General features: G+C 62.7%; 21 protein-coding genes. 8 read left to right on the plus strand and 13 right to left on the minus strand.

Annotated features, from left to right (window positions below; all coding sequences use genetic code 11):
• The first annotated feature begins 48 nt into the window (after window positions 1-48).
• Window positions 49-915, plus strand: a complete 867-nt coding sequence (locus HGI47_RS01040) for an OmpA family protein (protein ID WP_168850919.1) — start codon at window positions 49-51, stop codon at window positions 913-915.
• Between the two features lie 35 nt (window positions 916-950).
• Here the strand turns inward: HGI47_RS01040 and HGI47_RS01045 are convergent, their stop codons facing one another.
• On the minus strand, window positions 951-1,583 hold the full coding sequence (locus HGI47_RS01045; RefSeq protein WP_168850920.1) for an HAD-IA family hydrolase: 633 nt from the start codon (window positions 1,581-1,583) through the stop codon (window positions 951-953).
• Between the two features lie 118 nt (window positions 1,584-1,701).
• Window positions 1,702-1,827, minus strand: coding sequence for a type B 50S ribosomal protein L36 (ykgO, locus tag HGI47_RS01050; RefSeq protein ID WP_011446910.1), 126 nt, complete (start codon window positions 1,825-1,827; stop codon window positions 1,702-1,704).
• A 169-nt stretch (window positions 1,828-1,996) separates the two neighbouring features.
• On the opposite strand from ykgO, the gene HGI47_RS01055 reads away from it, so the two are divergent.
• From HGI47_RS01055 to HGI47_RS22845, 4 genes are all read left to right on the plus strand, one after another.
• A complete protein-coding gene (locus HGI47_RS01055; protein WP_168850921.1) occupies window positions 1,997-2,668 on the plus strand; it encodes a DUF4136 domain-containing protein in 672 nt (223 codons plus the stop codon).
• 88 nt (window positions 2,669-2,756) lie between these two features.
• Window positions 2,757-3,350 (plus strand): DUF4136 domain-containing protein, encoded by a 594-nt coding sequence (locus tag HGI47_RS01060; protein ID WP_168850922.1) that lies wholly within the window; start codon window positions 2,757-2,759, stop codon window positions 3,348-3,350.
• Window positions 3,347-4,477: a M14-type cytosolic carboxypeptidase gene (locus HGI47_RS01065; RefSeq protein WP_168850923.1), complete on the plus strand. Its 1,131-nt coding sequence runs from the start codon at window positions 3,347-3,349 to the stop codon at window positions 4,475-4,477. Before HGI47_RS01060 ends, HGI47_RS01065 begins: the two co-directional genes overlap by 4 nt.
• 44 nt (window positions 4,478-4,521) lie before the next feature.
• Entirely contained in the window at window positions 4,522-4,650 is a 129-nt protein-coding gene (locus HGI47_RS22845) for a hypothetical protein (RefSeq protein WP_255460553.1), read from the plus strand.
• Between the two features lie 4 nt (window positions 4,651-4,654).
• On the opposite strand, the gene arsC is transcribed toward HGI47_RS22845, so the two are convergent.
• The gene (arsC, locus tag HGI47_RS01070; protein ID WP_168850924.1) at window positions 4,655-4,996 is read right to left on the minus strand and encodes an arsenate reductase (glutaredoxin); all 342 of its coding nucleotides are present in this window, start codon (window positions 4,994-4,996) and stop codon (window positions 4,655-4,657) included.
• Window positions 4,997-5,197: 201 nt separating this feature from the next.
• Here arsC and HGI47_RS01075 point away from each other — a divergent pair, with 201 nt between their 5' ends.
• A complete protein-coding gene (locus HGI47_RS01075; RefSeq protein ID WP_370521585.1) occupies window positions 5,198-7,273 on the plus strand; it encodes a TonB-dependent receptor in 2,076 nt (691 codons plus the stop codon).
• Between the two features lie 60 nt (window positions 7,274-7,333).
• On the opposite strand, the gene HGI47_RS01080 is transcribed toward HGI47_RS01075, so the two are convergent.
• The 9 genes from HGI47_RS01080 to HGI47_RS01120 all read right to left on the minus strand — a co-directional run bounded on the left by HGI47_RS01080 (window position 7,334) and on the right by HGI47_RS01120 (window position 12,873).
• Window positions 7,334-7,843, minus strand: a complete 510-nt coding sequence (locus tag HGI47_RS01080; RefSeq protein ID WP_168850925.1) for a (2Fe-2S)-binding protein — start codon at window positions 7,841-7,843, stop codon at window positions 7,334-7,336.
• 32 nt (window positions 7,844-7,875) lie between these two features.
• Window positions 7,876-8,643 carry a class II aldolase/adducin family protein gene (locus tag HGI47_RS01085; protein ID WP_168850926.1) on the minus strand — a complete coding sequence of 256 codons (768 nt, stop codon included), beginning with the start codon at window positions 8,641-8,643 and terminating at the stop codon, window positions 7,876-7,878.
• Between the two features lie 122 nt (window positions 8,644-8,765).
• Window positions 8,766-9,443: an HPP family protein gene (locus tag HGI47_RS01090; protein ID WP_168850927.1), complete on the minus strand. Its 678-nt coding sequence runs from the start codon at window positions 9,441-9,443 to the stop codon at window positions 8,766-8,768.
• A gap of 132 nt (window positions 9,444-9,575) precedes the next feature.
• Window positions 9,576-10,118 (minus strand): 30S ribosomal protein S9, encoded by a 543-nt coding sequence (gene rpsI, locus HGI47_RS01095; protein WP_168850928.1) that lies wholly within the window; start codon window positions 10,116-10,118, stop codon window positions 9,576-9,578.
• A gap of 3 nt (window positions 10,119-10,121) precedes the next feature.
• Window positions 10,122-10,601, minus strand: a complete 480-nt coding sequence (gene rplM, locus HGI47_RS01100) for a 50S ribosomal protein L13 (RefSeq protein ID WP_168850929.1) — start codon at window positions 10,599-10,601, stop codon at window positions 10,122-10,124.
• Between the two features lie 252 nt (window positions 10,602-10,853).
• Complete coding sequence (locus tag HGI47_RS01105) at window positions 10,854-11,156, minus strand: HigA family addiction module antitoxin (protein WP_168850930.1); 303 nt, start codon at window positions 11,154-11,156, stop codon at window positions 10,854-10,856.
• Window positions 11,146-11,436 (minus strand): type II toxin-antitoxin system RelE/ParE family toxin, encoded by a 291-nt coding sequence (locus tag HGI47_RS01110; protein WP_168850931.1) that lies wholly within the window; start codon window positions 11,434-11,436, stop codon window positions 11,146-11,148. The genes HGI47_RS01105 and HGI47_RS01110 overlap by 11 nt, the downstream gene beginning before the upstream one ends.
• Window positions 11,437-11,494: 58 nt before the next feature.
• The gene (gene cutA / locus HGI47_RS01115; protein WP_168850932.1) at window positions 11,495-11,821 is read right to left on the minus strand and encodes a divalent-cation tolerance protein CutA; all 327 of its coding nucleotides are present in this window, start codon (window positions 11,819-11,821) and stop codon (window positions 11,495-11,497) included.
• Complete coding sequence (locus HGI47_RS01120) at window positions 11,818-12,873, minus strand: COX15/CtaA family protein (RefSeq protein ID WP_168850933.1); 1,056 nt, start codon at window positions 12,871-12,873, stop codon at window positions 11,818-11,820. Before HGI47_RS01120 ends, cutA begins: the two co-directional genes overlap by 4 nt.
• Window positions 12,874-13,003: 130 nt before the next feature.
• Here HGI47_RS01120 and HGI47_RS01125 point away from each other — a divergent pair, with 130 nt between their 5' ends.
• The gene (locus HGI47_RS01125) at window positions 13,004-13,384 is read left to right on the plus strand and encodes a MerC domain-containing protein (RefSeq protein ID WP_168850934.1); all 381 of its coding nucleotides are present in this window, start codon (window positions 13,004-13,006) and stop codon (window positions 13,382-13,384) included.
• Window positions 13,385-13,457: 73 nt separating this feature from the next.
• Window positions 13,458-14,453: a sulfur carrier protein ThiS gene (gene thiS, locus HGI47_RS01130; protein WP_168850935.1), complete on the plus strand. Its 996-nt coding sequence runs from the start codon at window positions 13,458-13,460 to the stop codon at window positions 14,451-14,453.
• A 132-nt stretch (window positions 14,454-14,585) separates the two neighbouring features.
• Here the strand turns inward: thiS and HGI47_RS01135 are convergent, their stop codons facing one another.
• Window positions 14,586-15,623, minus strand: coding sequence for an aromatic ring-hydroxylating dioxygenase subunit alpha (locus HGI47_RS01135; protein ID WP_168850936.1), 1,038 nt, complete (start codon window positions 15,621-15,623; stop codon window positions 14,586-14,588).
• Window positions 15,624-15,652 lie beyond the last annotated feature (29 nt).

Genomic DNA, 15,652 nt, shown 5'->3' on the forward strand with positions numbered 1-15,652 from the left:
GTTTCGTCGCAACACCGACAGACCTGCAAGTTTCCAAGGAGCAGTGTCATGGCAAAATTCAACGCGAAACGTGGGGGCATGATAGCTCTCGCCGCTCTCGCCGCATCGGTTTCAAACCATGTTATCGCGCAGGATGCAGCGCAAGACCCCAACATCATCGTCGAAGGCGAGGCCCTTCCTGAAATGGCCGATCTGGTCAAAGGGCCAGAGATCAAGGGCGTCATCACCGCGCGCAAAGGTGACAAGATGAAGGTGACGGCAGAGGACGGCACCAGCTCGGTCATCTACCTGAACGACACGACCACCGTGAAAGCCAGCACCGGCCTCTTCGGCAGCAAGAAGCTGAACGTGACCAACTTGCTCAACGGTCTGCCGGTCAGCGTCAAGACCATGCAATCCGGCACCAACCTTGTCGCCAGCCAGATCACCTTCAAGAACGGCGATTTCAAGACAGCGAACATGATCCGCAACGGTACCGCACAGGGCTTTGCCGAGCAGACCGCCGCCACCGAGGGCCTGCGCAGCCGCATGGGCGATATCGACAACTACAACGTGAAGGCGACCACCAACGTCTACTTCGATACCGGCAAGGCCCAACTTTCGCCTCAGGCCCGGTCCGAACTGTGCCAGGCCGCATCGACCGCCGAAGGGATGGACAACGCCCTCCTGCTGGTCGTGGGCTATACCGACGCAGATGGCCCTGAGGAGTTCAACCAGACACTCAGCGAAAAGCGCGCCGCCAGCGTCATCAACTATCTGCAGCAGCAGTGCCGCTGGAAGCCTTATCGGATGCTGACGCCAACCGGCATGGCCGAATCCGATCCCGCAGCGGATAACTACACGCCGGAAGGCAAAGCGCAGAACCGCCGCGTGGCGGTGAACGTGCTGGTCAGCAAAGCCATCGACGGCTTCTGATGGAGCGCAAGGGGCGGGCCACGGCTCGCCCCCGTTTACAGCAGGCCCAGCGCCGTGAGCCGGGCTTCCAGCACCGCTGTATCGCGCACGAAATGGTGCACCTGCCAGCCCAGCGCGCGTGCGCTGGCGATATTGGCGGCACTGTCATCAATGAACAGCATCGTTTCCGGCACCCGCCCGAACCGCGCTGCCGCCAGATCGAAAATCGCCCGGTCGGGTTTGATCAGGCGCTCCACGCCCGAAACCACTATATCGCGCATATGGTCGAGAATCGGGAACGTGGGCCGGAACATCTCCCACCCATCAACTCCGAAGTTGGTGATCGCATATTGCGGCACGCCCCGCGCCGCCAGCCGCGCAATCAGGTCGTGCGTGCCCGCCACCGGTCCGGGCAGACTATCCAGCCAGCGATCAGCATAGAGAGCGATTCGCGCTGCGTGCTGCGGATACTCAGCCGTGCGCGCAGCAACCATTTCCGCGAATGACACGCCTTCGTCATGCTGGGCGTGCCAGTCTTCGGTCACCACTTCGGCAACGAAGCGCGCGCGTTCTTCCGGATCGGGAATCACATCGCGATAGATGCGCGCCAGATCGAATTCGACCAACACCCGCCCGATATCCCAGACAACGGCCTCTACCGGGGCTTCACGTGGAGCTGTTACTGGCATCGGCATCCCACAAACGACATCGCCCCCGCGTTTCAGCGAGGGCAACATGGCCGCACTGGCAGCCTGCCGGTTTCCGATGCAGCCCCGCCGTCGCGAGACTGCACCGAAACTTGTTCAATCAGCCCTGGCGCGCCTTGAAGCGCTTCTGGGTCTTGTTGATCACATAGACGCGGCCACGGCGGCGGATCACGCGGTTATCCCGGTGGCGGTCCTTGAGCGACTTCAGGCTGTTGCGAATCTTCATGTCGAATCCCTTTGCCCGAAGCTGACCGGGCTGAAAACTGAAGCGTGGCCGTTAAAGACGGCGCGGCCCCAAGTCAACCGCTCACGTCATCCTTCGCAGCCGTCCAGCGCAGGATTCTCCCGCCCTGCCCGTTCATTGCGGTGACAGCCACCCTGTGAGAAACCAAATCATGCACCGCAAAGCACTTCTGACAGCCCTTATCGCGCTTTCCCTGCCCACCGCCTCCCACGCGCAGCCGATGGGTGGGCGCTGGGGCGGTTCGGCAATCGACCAGCGATTCGATGGCCCCGCGCGCCGCTCAACCCAACCGGCCAAGAAGGTTGACGTAACCGCGTTTCAAGCCGCCGATGCCGCACCGCTGCTGGGCAAGGGGGCGATCACGGTGGCTGCGGCCAACGGTGTTGAGGCAGAATGGAAGCTGCCAGTCTATGAAGCGGCCGTGGTCGATCAACTGGCAAAGCTGGGTTACGATACCGCCGTCAGCGGTGCGGAAAGCGGCCAGATCGCGCAGATCGGCATCACGCATTCGGTCGTTGCGCCCGAAGAGCAGAAGCGCAAGCCCGTGTCGGGCGCGATGGAAGTGGGCGTATCGAATCGCGGCAACTATCAGGCGATGGCGCTCAACATCGATCTGTCGAAGCCCGCAAAAGCCATTATCGCCACCCGGCTGGACGTGCGCATTCGCGACAAGGCGACCGACCGCGTGCTGTGGGAAGGCCATGCCGAAGCCCAGACGCGCGAGGATGATGACGGGCTGAACGATGGCGCGGTTGCCGCACGGCTGGCCACGGCGCTGTTCGCTCGCTTTGCCGATGCGCAAGTGGTGCAGATCGGGGGGTGATCGATTCATGATCGGTTGTGCCAATTGGCATTGCGGCCAAGCCCGATAGCGCCCACCTTTGAAGCACAAAGGAAATGGACGCCTGCATATGAAACGCATCTTCACCGCCCTCGCCCTTTCGGCTCTGACCATTGCCCCCGCGCTGGCCAAGCCTGCACCGGTCGAAGTCACGCGCTTTCATACGCCTGAAACGCTGGCTCGCCTGAAAGGCGTAGCTGCAGTGGTCGAACCGGCCCCCGGCAGCGATCCCGCAAGCCTTGAAGACAAGACATGGCTCGCCGCCGTCCAGCGTGAACTGTCCGCACAAGGCTTTGGCGTGGCCACCCCAGGTGCCACGGACGTGATTGCTGAAGTGCTGGTGGAACGCGAAGTGCAGAAGCGCGAACGCACGCGCAGCCCGGTCAGCGTCGACGTGGGCGGATCGACTGGCAGCTACGGCAGCGGGCTGGGTCTGGGCCTTGGCTTCAATCTCGGCGGCGGTCCGAAGGACTTTGTGGTGACGCGGCTTTCCGTGCGTATTCGCGACAAGCGCACCGGTGAAGCGCTTTGGGAAGGCCGCGCCGACAACCGCGAAAGCGCAAAAGCAAAGGAGGCCGCCATCGGTGAAGCAGCCCCCCGCCTTGCTAAAGCATTGTTCTCAGGCTTCCCCGGCACCTCGGGTGAGACTATCAGCGTTAAATGAATGACATTCGCATCAATGCCGCGTTCGATTCCGGCAATATCGAAGTGCTCTCCGTTTCCGGGGCCAGCGCCCGCCTTGCCATCCGCAAGGACCGGGATTCAGACTTCTTCCAATGGTTCCACTTCCGCGTCGATGGCGCTGCGGGCCGCGAACTGAAACTGAAGATTACAGGACTGGCGGCTTCGGCCTATCCCGGCGGCTGGCCCGGGTATCGTGCCGCCTTTTCCGAAGACCGCGAATTTTGGGGCCGCACCGACACCACCTATGACCCGCGCGAGGGTGACGGCACGCTCACCATCCGCCACACCCCGCAGGCCGGCACCTGCTGGTTCGCCTATTTTGCGCCCTATTCGATGGAAAGGCATCATGATCTGATTGCGCAAGTCTCAGCGCAGCCGGGCGTGGACTACCGCTGTCTTGGGACCAGCATCGAAAGCCAGCCGATCGATTGCCTTGAACTGGGCGAGGGGGACAAACATGTGTGGCTCTATGCCCGCCAGCACCCCGGCGAATCGATGGCCGAATGGTGGATGGAAGGCGCGCTCGACATGCTCACCGACCCGACCGACCCGCACGCTCGTCGCCTGCGCCAGCTCTGCCGCTTTCACATTGTGCCCAATGCCAATCCTGACGGATCGTGCCGGGGCCATCTGCGCACCAATGCCGTGGGCGTAAACCTCAACCGCGAATGGCACGAACCATCGCCAGAACGCTCGCCCGAAGTGCTGGCGATCCGCAACGCGATGGACGAGACCGGCTGTCATTTCGCAATGGACGTGCATGGCGACGAGGCGATTCCGCATGTGTTCATCGCCGGGTTCGAAGGCATCCCTTCGTGGACCGAAGCGCTGGGCGAAGGCTACGCCCGTTATCGCAGCATTCTTGAACGTCGCACGCCCGATTTCCAGACAAAGCGCGGTTATCCCGTGGCGTCACCGGGGCGCGCCAATCTCACCATGTCCACCAATCAGGTGGCAGAACGCTTCGGTTGCGTCGCGATGACGCTGGAAATGCCGTTCAAGGACAACGATGATCTGCCCTGCAAGGAGCAGGGCTGGAGTCCCGAACGCTCGAAACTGCTGGGGCGCGAATGCCTTGCCGCGCTGCTGGAATGGCTTCAGGGATAAGTGCTTTTACCGAGTGTTAACGGATCAGGGCGCATGGCTGCGGCATGGCCCGCACTATCGCCTTGATCCACGCTACCACGCCCGCGAACCTGCTGACTGATTTGCCGCGCAGGCTTATCGTGCTGGGCTGCGCGGCGGCGCTGATCCTTGCCGGACGCCCGCTTCCGTTCTGATCTCTTAAAGAATCTCCAGCACCTTTTCCTTCGGACGGCACAGGCGCACGCCTTTGTCCGTTTCTACCAACGGGCGCTCGATCAGCTTCGGCTCTGTCGCCATTGCCGCCAGCACGGTCGCGTCATCGGCCTGCACAAGGCCGCGCTCTTCCGCATCGGTGCCTTTCACGCGCAAGCCCTGCTGCGGCGTGATCCCGGCATCGCGATAAAGCTGCGCCAGCTTGTCGGCGCTTGGCGGCGTCTTGAGATATTCGACAACCGTCACATCGGCCCCGGCATCCTGCAGCATCGCCAGCGTATTGCGCGATGTACCGCAATTGGGATTGTGCCAGATCGTTGCCTTCATCGTCGGTTCTCCATGCATGTGGCGGCGGGCGTTCATAGCCCGATTGCTTCTGTGCGCAACGCCTGCCGCATTTGATCGACATCAATGTTAATGCAACCAAGTCTCATAAATCTCCTTGCAAGTGAATTTGACTCGCAATAGGCGGCGTGACTGCAAGTCATTATCGCATCGCCCAGCGCGCGAAATGATCAGGGAGATTTCGTGAACTACCTCACCAGCCTGCTGCTCGCCGGAACCGCGCTCGTGCCATCCGCTGCCTATGCCGAAGACGCCGTTCCCGCCGATGCGGCGCTCGAATCGACCGGCACGGTCATCGTCGTAACCGGCACCGCCGACGGCTATCGACCAGTCGATGCAAACGCGGTCAAGACGCCCACCCCGCTGCTTGACGTGCCGCAGACCATCACCGTTCTCACGCGCGAACAGTTGGACGATCAGGGCATCACCCAGCTCGGCGACGCGCTGCGCTATGTCCCGGGCGTGGTGCTGGGCCAGGGCGAAGGCCACCGCGACCAGATCACCCTGCGCGGCCAGAACACCACCGCCGATTTCTACCTCGACGGGTTGCGGGATGACACGCAGTACTACCGCTCGCTTTATAATATCGAGCGCGTCGAAGTGCTTAAAGGTGCAAACGCGCTGCTGTTTGGCCGTGGCGGCGGCGGCGGCGTGATCAACCGCGTCAGCAAGACGCCCGATCTTGATCGCGTGAAGGGTCAGGCCAGCGCCAATGTCGATAGCTTCGGCGGTTTCGCCCTTGCGGCAGACTGGAACCAGCCGCTTACCGAAATGGTCGGCGCGCGCCTCAACGCCACTTATGAAGAGTTCGACAACCACCGCCAGAACTTCGAAGGCCGCTTCATCGGCGTGAACCCCACGATGGCGTTCCAGCCGGGCGAAGCCACGCGCATCGAACTGTCCTATAACTACGACGATGATCGCCGCACCACCGATCGCGGCGTGCCCTCGCTCGGCGGCAAGCCGCTCACCGGCTATGATGAAACCTTCTTCGGGCGCAGCGATCTGAACGTCGCCACGGTAAAAGCGCACATTGCGCAGGCCCGGCTCGACCATGATCTGACAGACAACCTCAGCTTCAATCTGCTGGGCCAATACAGCCACACCGACAAACTCTATGGCAACGTCTTTGCAGGCGGCGCGGTGAACACCACTGCCAACACCGTCGCACTTTCAGGCTACGAAAGCGGCACCCTGCGCGATAGTTGGATTGGACAGGCAAACCTCGTGTGGACCGGGCAGACCGGCGGCATCGGGCACACTCTGCTGGCCGGCTTCGAAGTGGCCGATCAGGACACGCACGCCACCCGCCGCAATACCGCCAATGCTACGGTCACGCTGGCCAAGCGCATCAGCGTCCCCGCGCTGAGCTATGGCGCGCTCGTCACCAACAGCCGCACCGATGTACGCACGCTTTCGGCCTATGTGCAGGATCAGGTGGAACTCGCCTCGTTCCTGCAAATCGTGGCAGGCGTCCGCTATGACGAATTCCGCATCACCGGGCGCAACGCGATCAACGGCGTGGGCGCATCGCGCACCGACCGCAAGTGGTCGCCCCGCTTTGGCGTGGTGCTGAAGCCGCAGACGAACGTCAGCTTCTACGGCAGCTTCACCCGCACGTTCCTGCCCCAATCGGGCGACCAGTTCGGTGCCTTGGACGCAACGCAGGCAACGCTCGCGCCCGAACAGTTTGAAAACCTTGAAGCGGGCGTGAAGTGGGACGTGAACCCCGGCCTCGCGTTCACCGCCGCCGCTTATCAATTGAACCGCGAAAATTCGCGCTTCAACAACCCCGTAACCGGCCTGCCGGAACTTTCGGGCAAGACCCGCGCCAAGGGCATCGAGCTTTCGCTGGCTGGCCGCATTCTGCCGCAGTGGCAGGCCAGCCTCGGCTATACGCTGCAGGATGGCGAAGTGCGCTCTGCCACCACCGCCGCACCTGCGGGTCGCAAGCTGTCGCAGCTTCCGCGCCATCAGGCCTCGGCATGGACGCGCTATGACGTGACCAAGGAGATCGGCCTCGGCCTTGGCATCACGCACCAGTCGAAGAGCTTCACCACGATCAGCAACGCGGTAACGCTGCCGGCCTTCACGCGCCTCGATGCTGCTGTCTTTTATGACCTGTCCGAACGCTTCTCGATCCAGCTCAATGTCGAGAACCTGACCGACACCGACTATTTCCCCGCCGCCCACACCGACAACAATATCTCCACCGGCGAACCGCTCAACGCGCGCATCTCTATTCGCGCGAAGTTCTGAACCAGACCCCCGCCGCGCCCTCTCCCACCCCCTCCCAGGGAGAGGGCGCAAACCGGGTTTTCAGCCTGCGCCGGGCGTCACAATAGCAGGCGGCGGCGCAGCGCTGATCGTTTCTTCTCCGCGCATTACCCGCGCCGCGCGCTGGATCGCCCGCGTCAGCCGGGGATAGACGCCGCAGCGGCAGATATTGGTGATGGCGCGCGCAATGTCCTCGTCCGCAGGACTTGCATTCGTGGCCAGCAGCGCTGCCGCCGCCATCACGATCCCCGGCGTGCAGAACCCACACTGAATCGCCTGTTCCGCCACCAGCGCCTGCTGCACCGGGTGCGAGCGGTCGCCCGATAGCCCTTCAATGGTGGTAACGTTGCGCCCTTCCGCCTCGCCCAGAACCAGCGTGCAGCTTGGCATCGCCTGCCCATCGACGATCACCATGCACGCGCCGCATTCGCCCGTGCCGCAGCCATATTTGGTGCCGGTCAGGTTTGCCGCATCCCGCAGCGCCCACAGCAGCGGCGTATCGTCCTCAAGCCGATAGAGGACAGGCTGGTTGTTCACGGTAAGGCGAGCCATGCGCGTCGCTTAACCCGCTCCCACCTTGGGAATCAATCCCGCCAGCTACGGTCGATCCGGTCGATCCGTCGCGTCCACGCCGCAAAATCCGCCATCCCCGCCGCGCCGGTTTCACGGTTCACCAGCGAAAGATCGCGCTGATGCACGGCAACCACCTCGTCAGGCACACGCACCACGGGGCGGCCCATCGAAAGCGTGGCCATCTGGATTTCGCAGGCGCGCTGCAGGCTCCACTGCATCAGGAACATCTGCTGCACGTTCTGCCCCAGCACCACTGGCCCGTGGTTCTGCAGCATCAGGATGCGCTTGTCGCCAAGGTTGGCCAGCAAACGCTCGCCCTCCTCTGCCCGCACCGTCACGCCTTCGAACTCGTGATAGGCAAGCTGGCCGGCAAAGTTGCAGGCATAGAAGTTGATCGGCATCAGCCCTTCTTCAAGGCTGCACACCGCCATCGTCTCAGTCGTATGGACATGCGCAATCGCGTGCGCCCACGGCAGATGGCGGTGGAAATAGGAATGCTGCGTAAAACCCGCCGGGTTCACCGGATAAGGGCTGTCATCCAGCTTGTTGCCATCGATATCGATCTTGACGAGGTTCGATGCCGTAACCTCGGAATAGAGCAGCCCGAACGGGTTGATCAGAAACGCACCTTCCTGATCCGGCACCCGCACCGAAATGTGGTTATAGATCGATTCGGACCAACCAAGGTAGTCATAGATGCGATAGCACGCAGCCAGTTCCTGCCGGGTCTGCCATTCGGCATCGCTGCATTCGATGTTCGACCTCAGGTGCGTGGCCATCGCGCTCTCTCCGTTCATGCTCTTTGCACAAACTCTATCGCATGGTCGGCAGCACGCAAGTGATGGCGGCGTGATCAGGCCATCCGACATCTATTTGTGCCGACGCCTATTTGTGCCGATGCCTATTTGTGGTCGTCCTCCCATCGCCGCAGAACGCGCCGCTCCACCGCGCGGAACAGCGCATCAAGATCGTCCGGCTCCACGTCAAGGCTTTCGCCCCAGTCGGCCAGCACCGCATCGAGATCGGCCCGGTCATAGGTCACCGTGCGCAAGGGCGCGGGCTGCGGCGGCGCGGTTGCCACATGCGGCCAGGGATGCCCGGTCATCGTGTTGTAGAGCCACCCCACGCCCACGATGCCCACCACGTTGAGCGCCAGTGGAGCCAGCGGTCCCGGCAGATGCGCATCGGGTGCCACGCCTGCCAACGCCCCCAGAATCGCCGCCGCCCCTCCGGGCGGATGGGTGCAGCGCGCCAGCGCCATCGCGGCAATCGCTCCGCCCACGGCAAGGCTCACCGCCAGCGGCGCACCCAATCCAGCCTGCGCGCAGATCCAGCCCACCGCCATGCCGAGGGATACTGAAATCAGGTTTCCGCCCACCACTGACCACGGCTGCGCCAGAGGGCTGGCCGGCACAGCGAAGACCAGCACTGCCGATGCGCCGACCGGTGCCATGATCCACGGCAGGCCTTGGCTCGCCGGGATCAGATGCCCCATAAAAGCCGCCAGCGCGATGCCCAAAACCGCGCCTGCGCCTGCGCGCGGCCAGCCTGCCGGAACCCATATGCGTCTGGCGGTCATTACCTCTCCCTACTCCAAGCGCAGCCCATGCCGCGCATGTCGAAGCATCTGAAACAAGCACAGGGCAAGAAAAAAGGGGCTGGCCGAAAGACCAACCCCTTGATTTTCTTTGGCCTTGCAGCCGAAGCGCGATTAGCGCTTCGAGAACTGGAAGCTCTTGCGCGCCTTGGCACGGCCATACTTCTTGCGTTCCACGACGCGCGGGTCGCGGGTCAGGAACCCGGCGGCCTTCACGGCGCTGCGCAGTGCAGGCTCGAACTTCGACAGGGCCTGGGCGATACCGTGCTTCACAGCGCCGGCCTGGCCCGAAAGACCACCACCCTTGACGGTGCAAACGATGTCGTACTGGCCTTCGCGACCGGCAACTTCGAACGGCTGGTTGATCACCAGACGCAGGGTCGGACGGGCGAAGTATACTTCCTGATCGCGGCCATTGACGGTGACCTTGCCCGAACCGGGCTTCAGCCACACGCGGGCAACGGCGTCCTTGCGGCGGCCGGTTGCATAGGAACGGCCCTGTGCGTCAACTTCACGTTCGCGCAGCGGAGCTGCGGGACCAGTGCGGACGACGACGGGAGCTTCCTCGCCAGCAGCAGCAACGGCTGCTTCGGGCGCGCCTGCGGTCAGATCCTTCAGATCAGCCAGGCTGGAAACGGAGTTTTCGGTTTCGGACATGGATTACGCCCCCACCTTGTTCTTGCGGTTCATCGAAGCGACGTCGAGCGCCACCGGCTGGGTGCCGCCATGCGGATGCTCGGCACCGGCATAGAGGTGAAGGGCGCGCATCTGCGCACGGCCAAGCGGACCGCGCGGAATCATGCGCTCAACCGCCTTTTCAAGCACGCGCTCGGGGAAGCGACCACCGAGGACCTTATCCGCAGTGACTTCCTTGATGCCGCCGGCATAACCGGTGTGCTTGTAGTAGGTCTTGTTCTTGAGCTTGTTGCCCGTCAGGCGCACCTTGTCGGCGTTGATCACGACAACGTGATCGCCGCAATCGACGTGAGGCGTGAAGCTCGGCTTGTGCTTGCCGCGCAGACGGTTGGCGATGATGACAGCCAGACGGCCAACCACCAGACCTTCGGCATCGATCAGATGCCAGTTCTTTTCCACCTCGGCCGGCTTGATCGACCGGGTGACCTTGCTGAGAGCCTTCATGGCTGCGAGTTCCTTAGAATTTCAGTGCGTCGGCCACACGGAATCCCGCATTCCCGACGAAGGAAGCGCGCCTTTGTTGCAAATGCCCGCCAGAGTCAAGCAAACTGCGGCTTTTCGGAGAGGTAAAATAATACCGCCCCGATCTTGGAGCGATGCTTTCGCCCTGCTCTCTCACCCCAGAGGAGAGATACGAAGGCTTGACAGCTGGGCTGGCTAGCCAAAGTTGAGAGGGGCCTGCACCAGGCGCGTGGGTCAAGCCGCCCTCGCAAACCTCTCAACCTTTATTTCGCCCTCATGCTCACGCGCTTGCGCGAGTTCATAGGTCGTCTGCATCCGCAGCAACGTGTCTGCCTTCACGCCGAAGGCCTTTTCGAAACGGATGGCCATGTCGGCCGAAAGGCTGGCGTTGCCATTGAGCAGGGTGCTCAGCGCCTGCCGCGAGACACTGAAATGTTCGGCCAGCGCCGTCACGCTCACGCCTGCGGGCTCGACGATTTCCGCCTTCAGCCACTCACCGACATGGATGGCCAGCGACGGGTGCATCTTAAGCGCCATGATAATCCTCCAAATCCATATCAACGAGCGCGCCTTCCGCATTGATACCGAAAGTCATGCGCCAGTTGCGCGTCACGATCATCGACCAAGTGCCCTTCCGGTCGCCCGTCAGTTCGTGCAGCCCGAAGTTTGGCGGAACGGCCAGTTCCTCAAGACTGTGTGCTGCATCGATGTAAGCCAGCATTCTGCCCACCCGACCAATATCGCCAACCAGACCCTTTGGGTTACCAGTTTCGAAGAAGCGGCGCAGGCCTTTGTGCCGTATGCTCTCGATTTCCATAGCTGCAGATAAACCAGAGCAACCAAATTGTCAAGTGTCGCCCGACACATTACAGGCGCTATCTGTCGCCAGAACCACAATCCACCTCCAGCCACCCTAGCGTCGCCACCCCCGCAGTATCGCACCGCCACCCCACAATCGCAGGCGCATCATAGGGGTGTAGCGCTTCCAGTCGCGCCACGGCGGCGTCGAGCAGGTCGGCGCGGGTCTTGAACAGGACGGCGATTTCGGTGCCTTCGCCCCGATCCCCCTTCCAGCGATAGAGCGAGCGGACGGCGGGGAGGATGTTGGCGCAGGCGATCAGGCGTTCATCGAGCAACTGGCCAGCCACCGCCTCGGCGGTTTCCATATCGCCAAACGGGCACCAGATCAGCGCGGCGGTCAACGTTCCCGGCTGCCGAGCAGGTGTGCGCTCCAAACCGTTGCCGCCACCAGCAGCGCGCCGACCAACTGGTGCAGCACCGCGATCCACAGGGCAACGCCACTCCACACCGTGCAAATGCCGAGGAGGACTTGCGCGCCGAACACGCTGTGCAGCACGACCGATGCCTTGCGGTCGGTCTTGCGCAGCCGCCGGGCGACCACCACCAGCACCGCTACCACGGCCCATGCCCACCACCGATGGATGAAGTGGACGAGGAACGGGTCAGACAGGAAAGCGTGCGCTGCGCCCAGCGCCCAGTCCACGCCATCGGGATAGAACTCGCCCTGCATCAACGGCCATGCGTCCATGCTGAACCAGCCCGCCCCTGCTGATGTGCCTGCACGCATTCCCGCCACCAGTGCGCCATAGAACAGTTGCACCAGCAGCATCAGCAGCGCGATCAGGCCAAGCCCTTGCAGCCGCGCGCGGGGCTTTCCCTTGGCCAGCGCGATCAGATCGAGCGCGGTCCACACCAGCCCGCCCAGCGTGAACAGGGCTACCAGCAAGTGCGCGGCGAGGCGGAAGTGGCTGACTTTCACATCGTTGACGATGCCGGATTTGACCATCCACCAGCCGACCGCCCCCTGCGCTGCGCCCAGCGCCAGCAACGCCAGCAGCCGTGGTTTGTAGCCTTGCGGAACGCGCCCTTTCACCCAGAACCACGCGAGCGGCAGGGCGAAGACCAGCCCGATGGTCCGCGCGATCAGGCGGTGGACCCATTCCCAGAAGAAGATGAACTTGTAGGTTTCCATCGTCATCCCCGCCGGGCCATTGATCAACTGGTACTGCGGCGTGGCGCGATAGGCGTCGAACTCTGCCTGCCATTGCGCATCGGTGATCGGCGGGATCGTGCCCGTCACCGGCTTCCATTCGGTGATCGAAACCCCCGATTCGGTAAGGCGCGTAATCCCGCCTATCGCCACGATCGCCACGACCATCAGCGCGACGATGAACAGCCAGCGGGCAAGGGCGAACGCGTCCCTTCGGACATCGGTTGAGGCACTGGACGACATGCGCACGCCCTGCGCCTGTGCCCCGGAAATCTCAAGAGGATTGTCGGAGCCTCGCGCATGGTCCTTGGGGCAAAATTGTTATGGTCCCTCACTTGCGTCATGTAATACTATAACATATATGGACGGCGAGATGAGCGATGCCCTTCCTTCCCTGCGCGCCCGGCTTGATCGGTTCGGCGTGGTCCTTTCGGGACTGTGCTTGCTGCACTGCGTAGCGGGCGTATTTCTGGTGGGCGTGCTGGGGATCGGCGGCGGCGTGCTGCTTGATCCTGACTGGCACCGCTGGGGCCTTGCCTTCGCGCTGGTGATTGGCGCACTGACCATCGGCATCGGTGCGCTGCGGCACGGGCGGTTCCTGCCGCTAATTATCGGCAGCACCGGCCTTGCGCTTATGGGTGGCGCGGTTGCCGTGGGTCACGGGGCCGAAGAAGTTGTGCTGACAGTCATCGGCGTGCTGTTGGTTGCCGTGGCACACCTGATAAATATCCGCACCAACACCTGCCATTCCTGAAGTGCACCTAACTGCACCTAGACGCACCTAACCCGCCCTTGCGCGCATTGAACGCATCGCTAAAGCGGGCCGCATGACCGCAACGCTATCCCTCACCGTCAATGGCGAACCACGCCGCGCAAATGTCGGCTCGATCGCCGATCTCGTGCGTAGTCTCGAACTCGATCCCGCCAAAGTCGCGGTCGAGCGCAATGGCGAAATCGTCCCGCGTTCGACTCTCGCCAATGTGGCGATTGCGGATGGGGACGTGCTGGAAATCGTGCATTTTGTAGGTGGAGGACAGAGCGACGTGACAGACAATTCAGACATATGGACCGTTGCCGGCCGCACCTTCCGTTCGCGCCTGATCGTCGGCACGGGGAAATACAACGACTTCGCACAGAACGCCGCGGCGGTCGAAGCGTCGGGCGCGGAAATCGTCACTGTCGCGGTGCGCCGCGTCAACGTGTCGGACCCCAAGGCGCCGATGTTGACGGATTATATCGACCCCAAGAAGATTACATATCTCCCCAACACCGCCGGGTGCTTTACCGCCGAAGACGCGATCCGCACCTTGCGGCTGGCGCGTGAAGCTGGTGGCTGGGATCTGGTGAAGCTGGAAGTTCTGGGTGAGGCGCGCACGCTTTACCCCAACATGGTCGAAACCATTCGCGCCACCGAAGTGCTTGCCAAGGAAGGCTTTCTTCCGATGGTTTACTGCGTGGACGATCCGATTGCGGCCAAGCAGCTTGAAGATGTGGGCGCTGTTGCCGTCATGCCACTGGGCGCGCCGATTGGCTCCGGCCTTGGCATCCAGAACAAGGTGACGGTGCGGCTGATCGTCGAAGGCGCGAAAGTGCCGGTGCTGGTCGACGCGGGCGTGGGCACCGCGTCCGAAGCCGCCGTGGCGATGGAACTGGGCTGCGATGGCGTGCTGATGAACACCGCGATTGCCGAGGCCAAAGACCCCATCCGCATGGCCCGCGCGATGAAGCTGGCGGTGCAGGCGGGGCGCGATGCCTATCTGGCGGGCCGCATGCCGACGCGCAAATATGCCGATCCCAGCAGCCCGCTGGCCGGGTTGATCTGAGCCGCCAGTAGCAGCGACCCAATTTGCATCGAATTGTGCGCCCCCGCACAGGCGGGGGCCTCAGCCGGTTTGCGAAAGCGTTCCATAACAACACCGAGGCCCCCGCCTGCGCGGGGGGACAAGAGTGTTGATTCAGCCTGCTGCTTCCAGTGCCTCTTCCCGCGCCAACCGTTCGACAAGACGCTGATAGAGCACCACGCCCTTGTCAAAAGTGGCGGGCATCGGCGAGCGCGACGGATCGATGTCGATCACGCGCTGCTGCGCTTCGATCATCGTCTTGTCTTCGGCAAAGGCCTTTGCAGCGAGGCCCATCAGCAGATCACGCAACGCTTCATCGCCATGATCGCGGTGCGGCCCCCAACTGAAGAAATAGCGGCTGGTGGTGTCAGTCAGCGCGGTTACCGCCTGACTGGTGAACGTGACGCCGCGTTTGGGCAGATCGGGTGGGGGCGGCGCATCGCCAAGGCGGTCTGCGGTGCCGACCGGGTAGGACGCGGTGGGCATCAGCAGAATACCGGGCGCGTGATATTCATAGCACGACCAGACATCGACCCGTTCCGGCCCTGACCGCCCACCCGACTGATTGCGCACCCAGCGTTCGAAACGCACACCGCGCGGCAATTGCGTGACTTTGGGCCGCGTGCGCGCCCATTCCTCATCCGCGCCGAAGCTGGCGGGGTGAACGAAGGCAAGGTGCGTGAAATCGCACAGGTTATCGTGGATCAGTTGCGCATTGGCGGCATAGTCCAACTGGCCGCGACCAAGGATATAGTCGGGATCGTCAAACCCCACAGCTTGCGGAATCAGCGCAGGATCCGCCTTTGCCGGATCGCCCAGCCAGACCCAGATCCAGCTATGGCGTTCCTGCACAGGATAGCTGCGCACCCGCGCGCTGGCGGGAATCATATCCTGCCCCGGAATTTCCACGCATGTACCATCGGCGGCAAAGCGGAAGCCGTGATACATGCAGCGCAGGCTTTCCCCTTCGCACCGGCCCAGCGAGAGCGGTGCGAGCCGGTGGACGCAGCGATCTTCCAGCGCGACCAGCCTGCCGCCTTCGGTCCTGAAAATCACGACCGGATCGCCCGCCATCGTCAAAGCAAACGGCTTTGCGACTTGAAGGTCCATCGCCCAACAGGCGACATGCCATGCGTTGCGCACGTGAATCATTGCGGCTCTCCCAAACTGCTGCGGCCACT

Source organism: Novosphingobium sp. ERN07 (genome assembly GCF_012641335.1).
GTDB lineage: Bacteria > Pseudomonadota > Alphaproteobacteria > Sphingomonadales > Sphingomonadaceae > Novosphingobium.

Bases quoted from the DNA above. Each gene is read 5' to 3' on its own strand.
- thiS (WP_168850935.1), top strand. From the start codon at position 13,458: ATGACCGCAACGCTATCCCTCACCGTCAATGGCGAACCACGCCGCGCA.
- HGI47_RS01110 (WP_168850931.1), bottom strand. From the start codon at position 11,436: ATGGAAATCGAGAGCATACGGCACAAAGGCCTGCGCCGCTTCTTCGAA.
- HGI47_RS01135 (WP_168850936.1), bottom strand. From the start codon at position 15,623: ATGATTCACGTGCGCAACGCATGGCATGTCGCCTGTTGGGCGATGGAC.
- rplM (WP_168850929.1), bottom strand. From the start codon at position 10,601: ATGAAGGCTCTCAGCAAGGTCACCCGGTCGATCAAGCCGGCCGAGGTG.
- HGI47_RS22845 (WP_255460553.1), top strand. From the start codon at position 4,522: ATGGCCCGCACTATCGCCTTGATCCACGCTACCACGCCCGCGAACCTG.
- HGI47_RS01090 (WP_168850927.1), bottom strand. From the start codon at position 9,443: ATGACCGCCAGACGCATATGGGTTCCGGCAGGCTGGCCGCGCGCAGGC.
- HGI47_RS01085 (WP_168850926.1), bottom strand. From the start codon at position 8,643: ATGGCCACGCACCTGAGGTCGAACATCGAATGCAGCGATGCCGAATGG.
- rpsI (WP_168850928.1), bottom strand. From the start codon at position 10,118: ATGTCCGAAACCGAAAACTCCGTTTCCAGCCTGGCTGATCTGAAGGAT.
- HGI47_RS01045 (WP_168850920.1), bottom strand. From the start codon at position 1,583: ATGCCAGTAACAGCTCCACGTGAAGCCCCGGTAGAGGCCGTTGTCTGG.
- HGI47_RS01040 (WP_168850919.1), top strand. From the start codon at position 49: ATGGCAAAATTCAACGCGAAACGTGGGGGCATGATAGCTCTCGCCGCT.
- HGI47_RS01060 (WP_168850922.1), top strand. From the start codon at position 2,757: ATGAAACGCATCTTCACCGCCCTCGCCCTTTCGGCTCTGACCATTGCC.
- HGI47_RS01125 (WP_168850934.1), top strand. From the start codon at position 13,004: ATGAGCGATGCCCTTCCTTCCCTGCGCGCCCGGCTTGATCGGTTCGGC.
- HGI47_RS01055 (WP_168850921.1), top strand. From the start codon at position 1,997: ATGCACCGCAAAGCACTTCTGACAGCCCTTATCGCGCTTTCCCTGCCC.
- arsC (WP_168850924.1), bottom strand. From the start codon at position 4,996: ATGAAGGCAACGATCTGGCACAATCCCAATTGCGGTACATCGCGCAAT.
- ykgO (WP_011446910.1), bottom strand. From the start codon at position 1,827: ATGAAGATTCGCAACAGCCTGAAGTCGCTCAAGGACCGCCACCGGGAT.
- HGI47_RS01120 (WP_168850933.1), bottom strand. From the start codon at position 12,873: ATGTCGTCCAGTGCCTCAACCGATGTCCGAAGGGACGCGTTCGCCCTT.
- HGI47_RS01080 (WP_168850925.1), bottom strand. From the start codon at position 7,843: ATGGCTCGCCTTACCGTGAACAACCAGCCTGTCCTCTATCGGCTTGAG.
- HGI47_RS01065 (WP_168850923.1), top strand. From the start codon at position 3,347: ATGAATGACATTCGCATCAATGCCGCGTTCGATTCCGGCAATATCGAA.
- HGI47_RS01105 (WP_168850930.1), bottom strand. From the start codon at position 11,156: ATGGCGCTTAAGATGCACCCGTCGCTGGCCATCCATGTCGGTGAGTGG.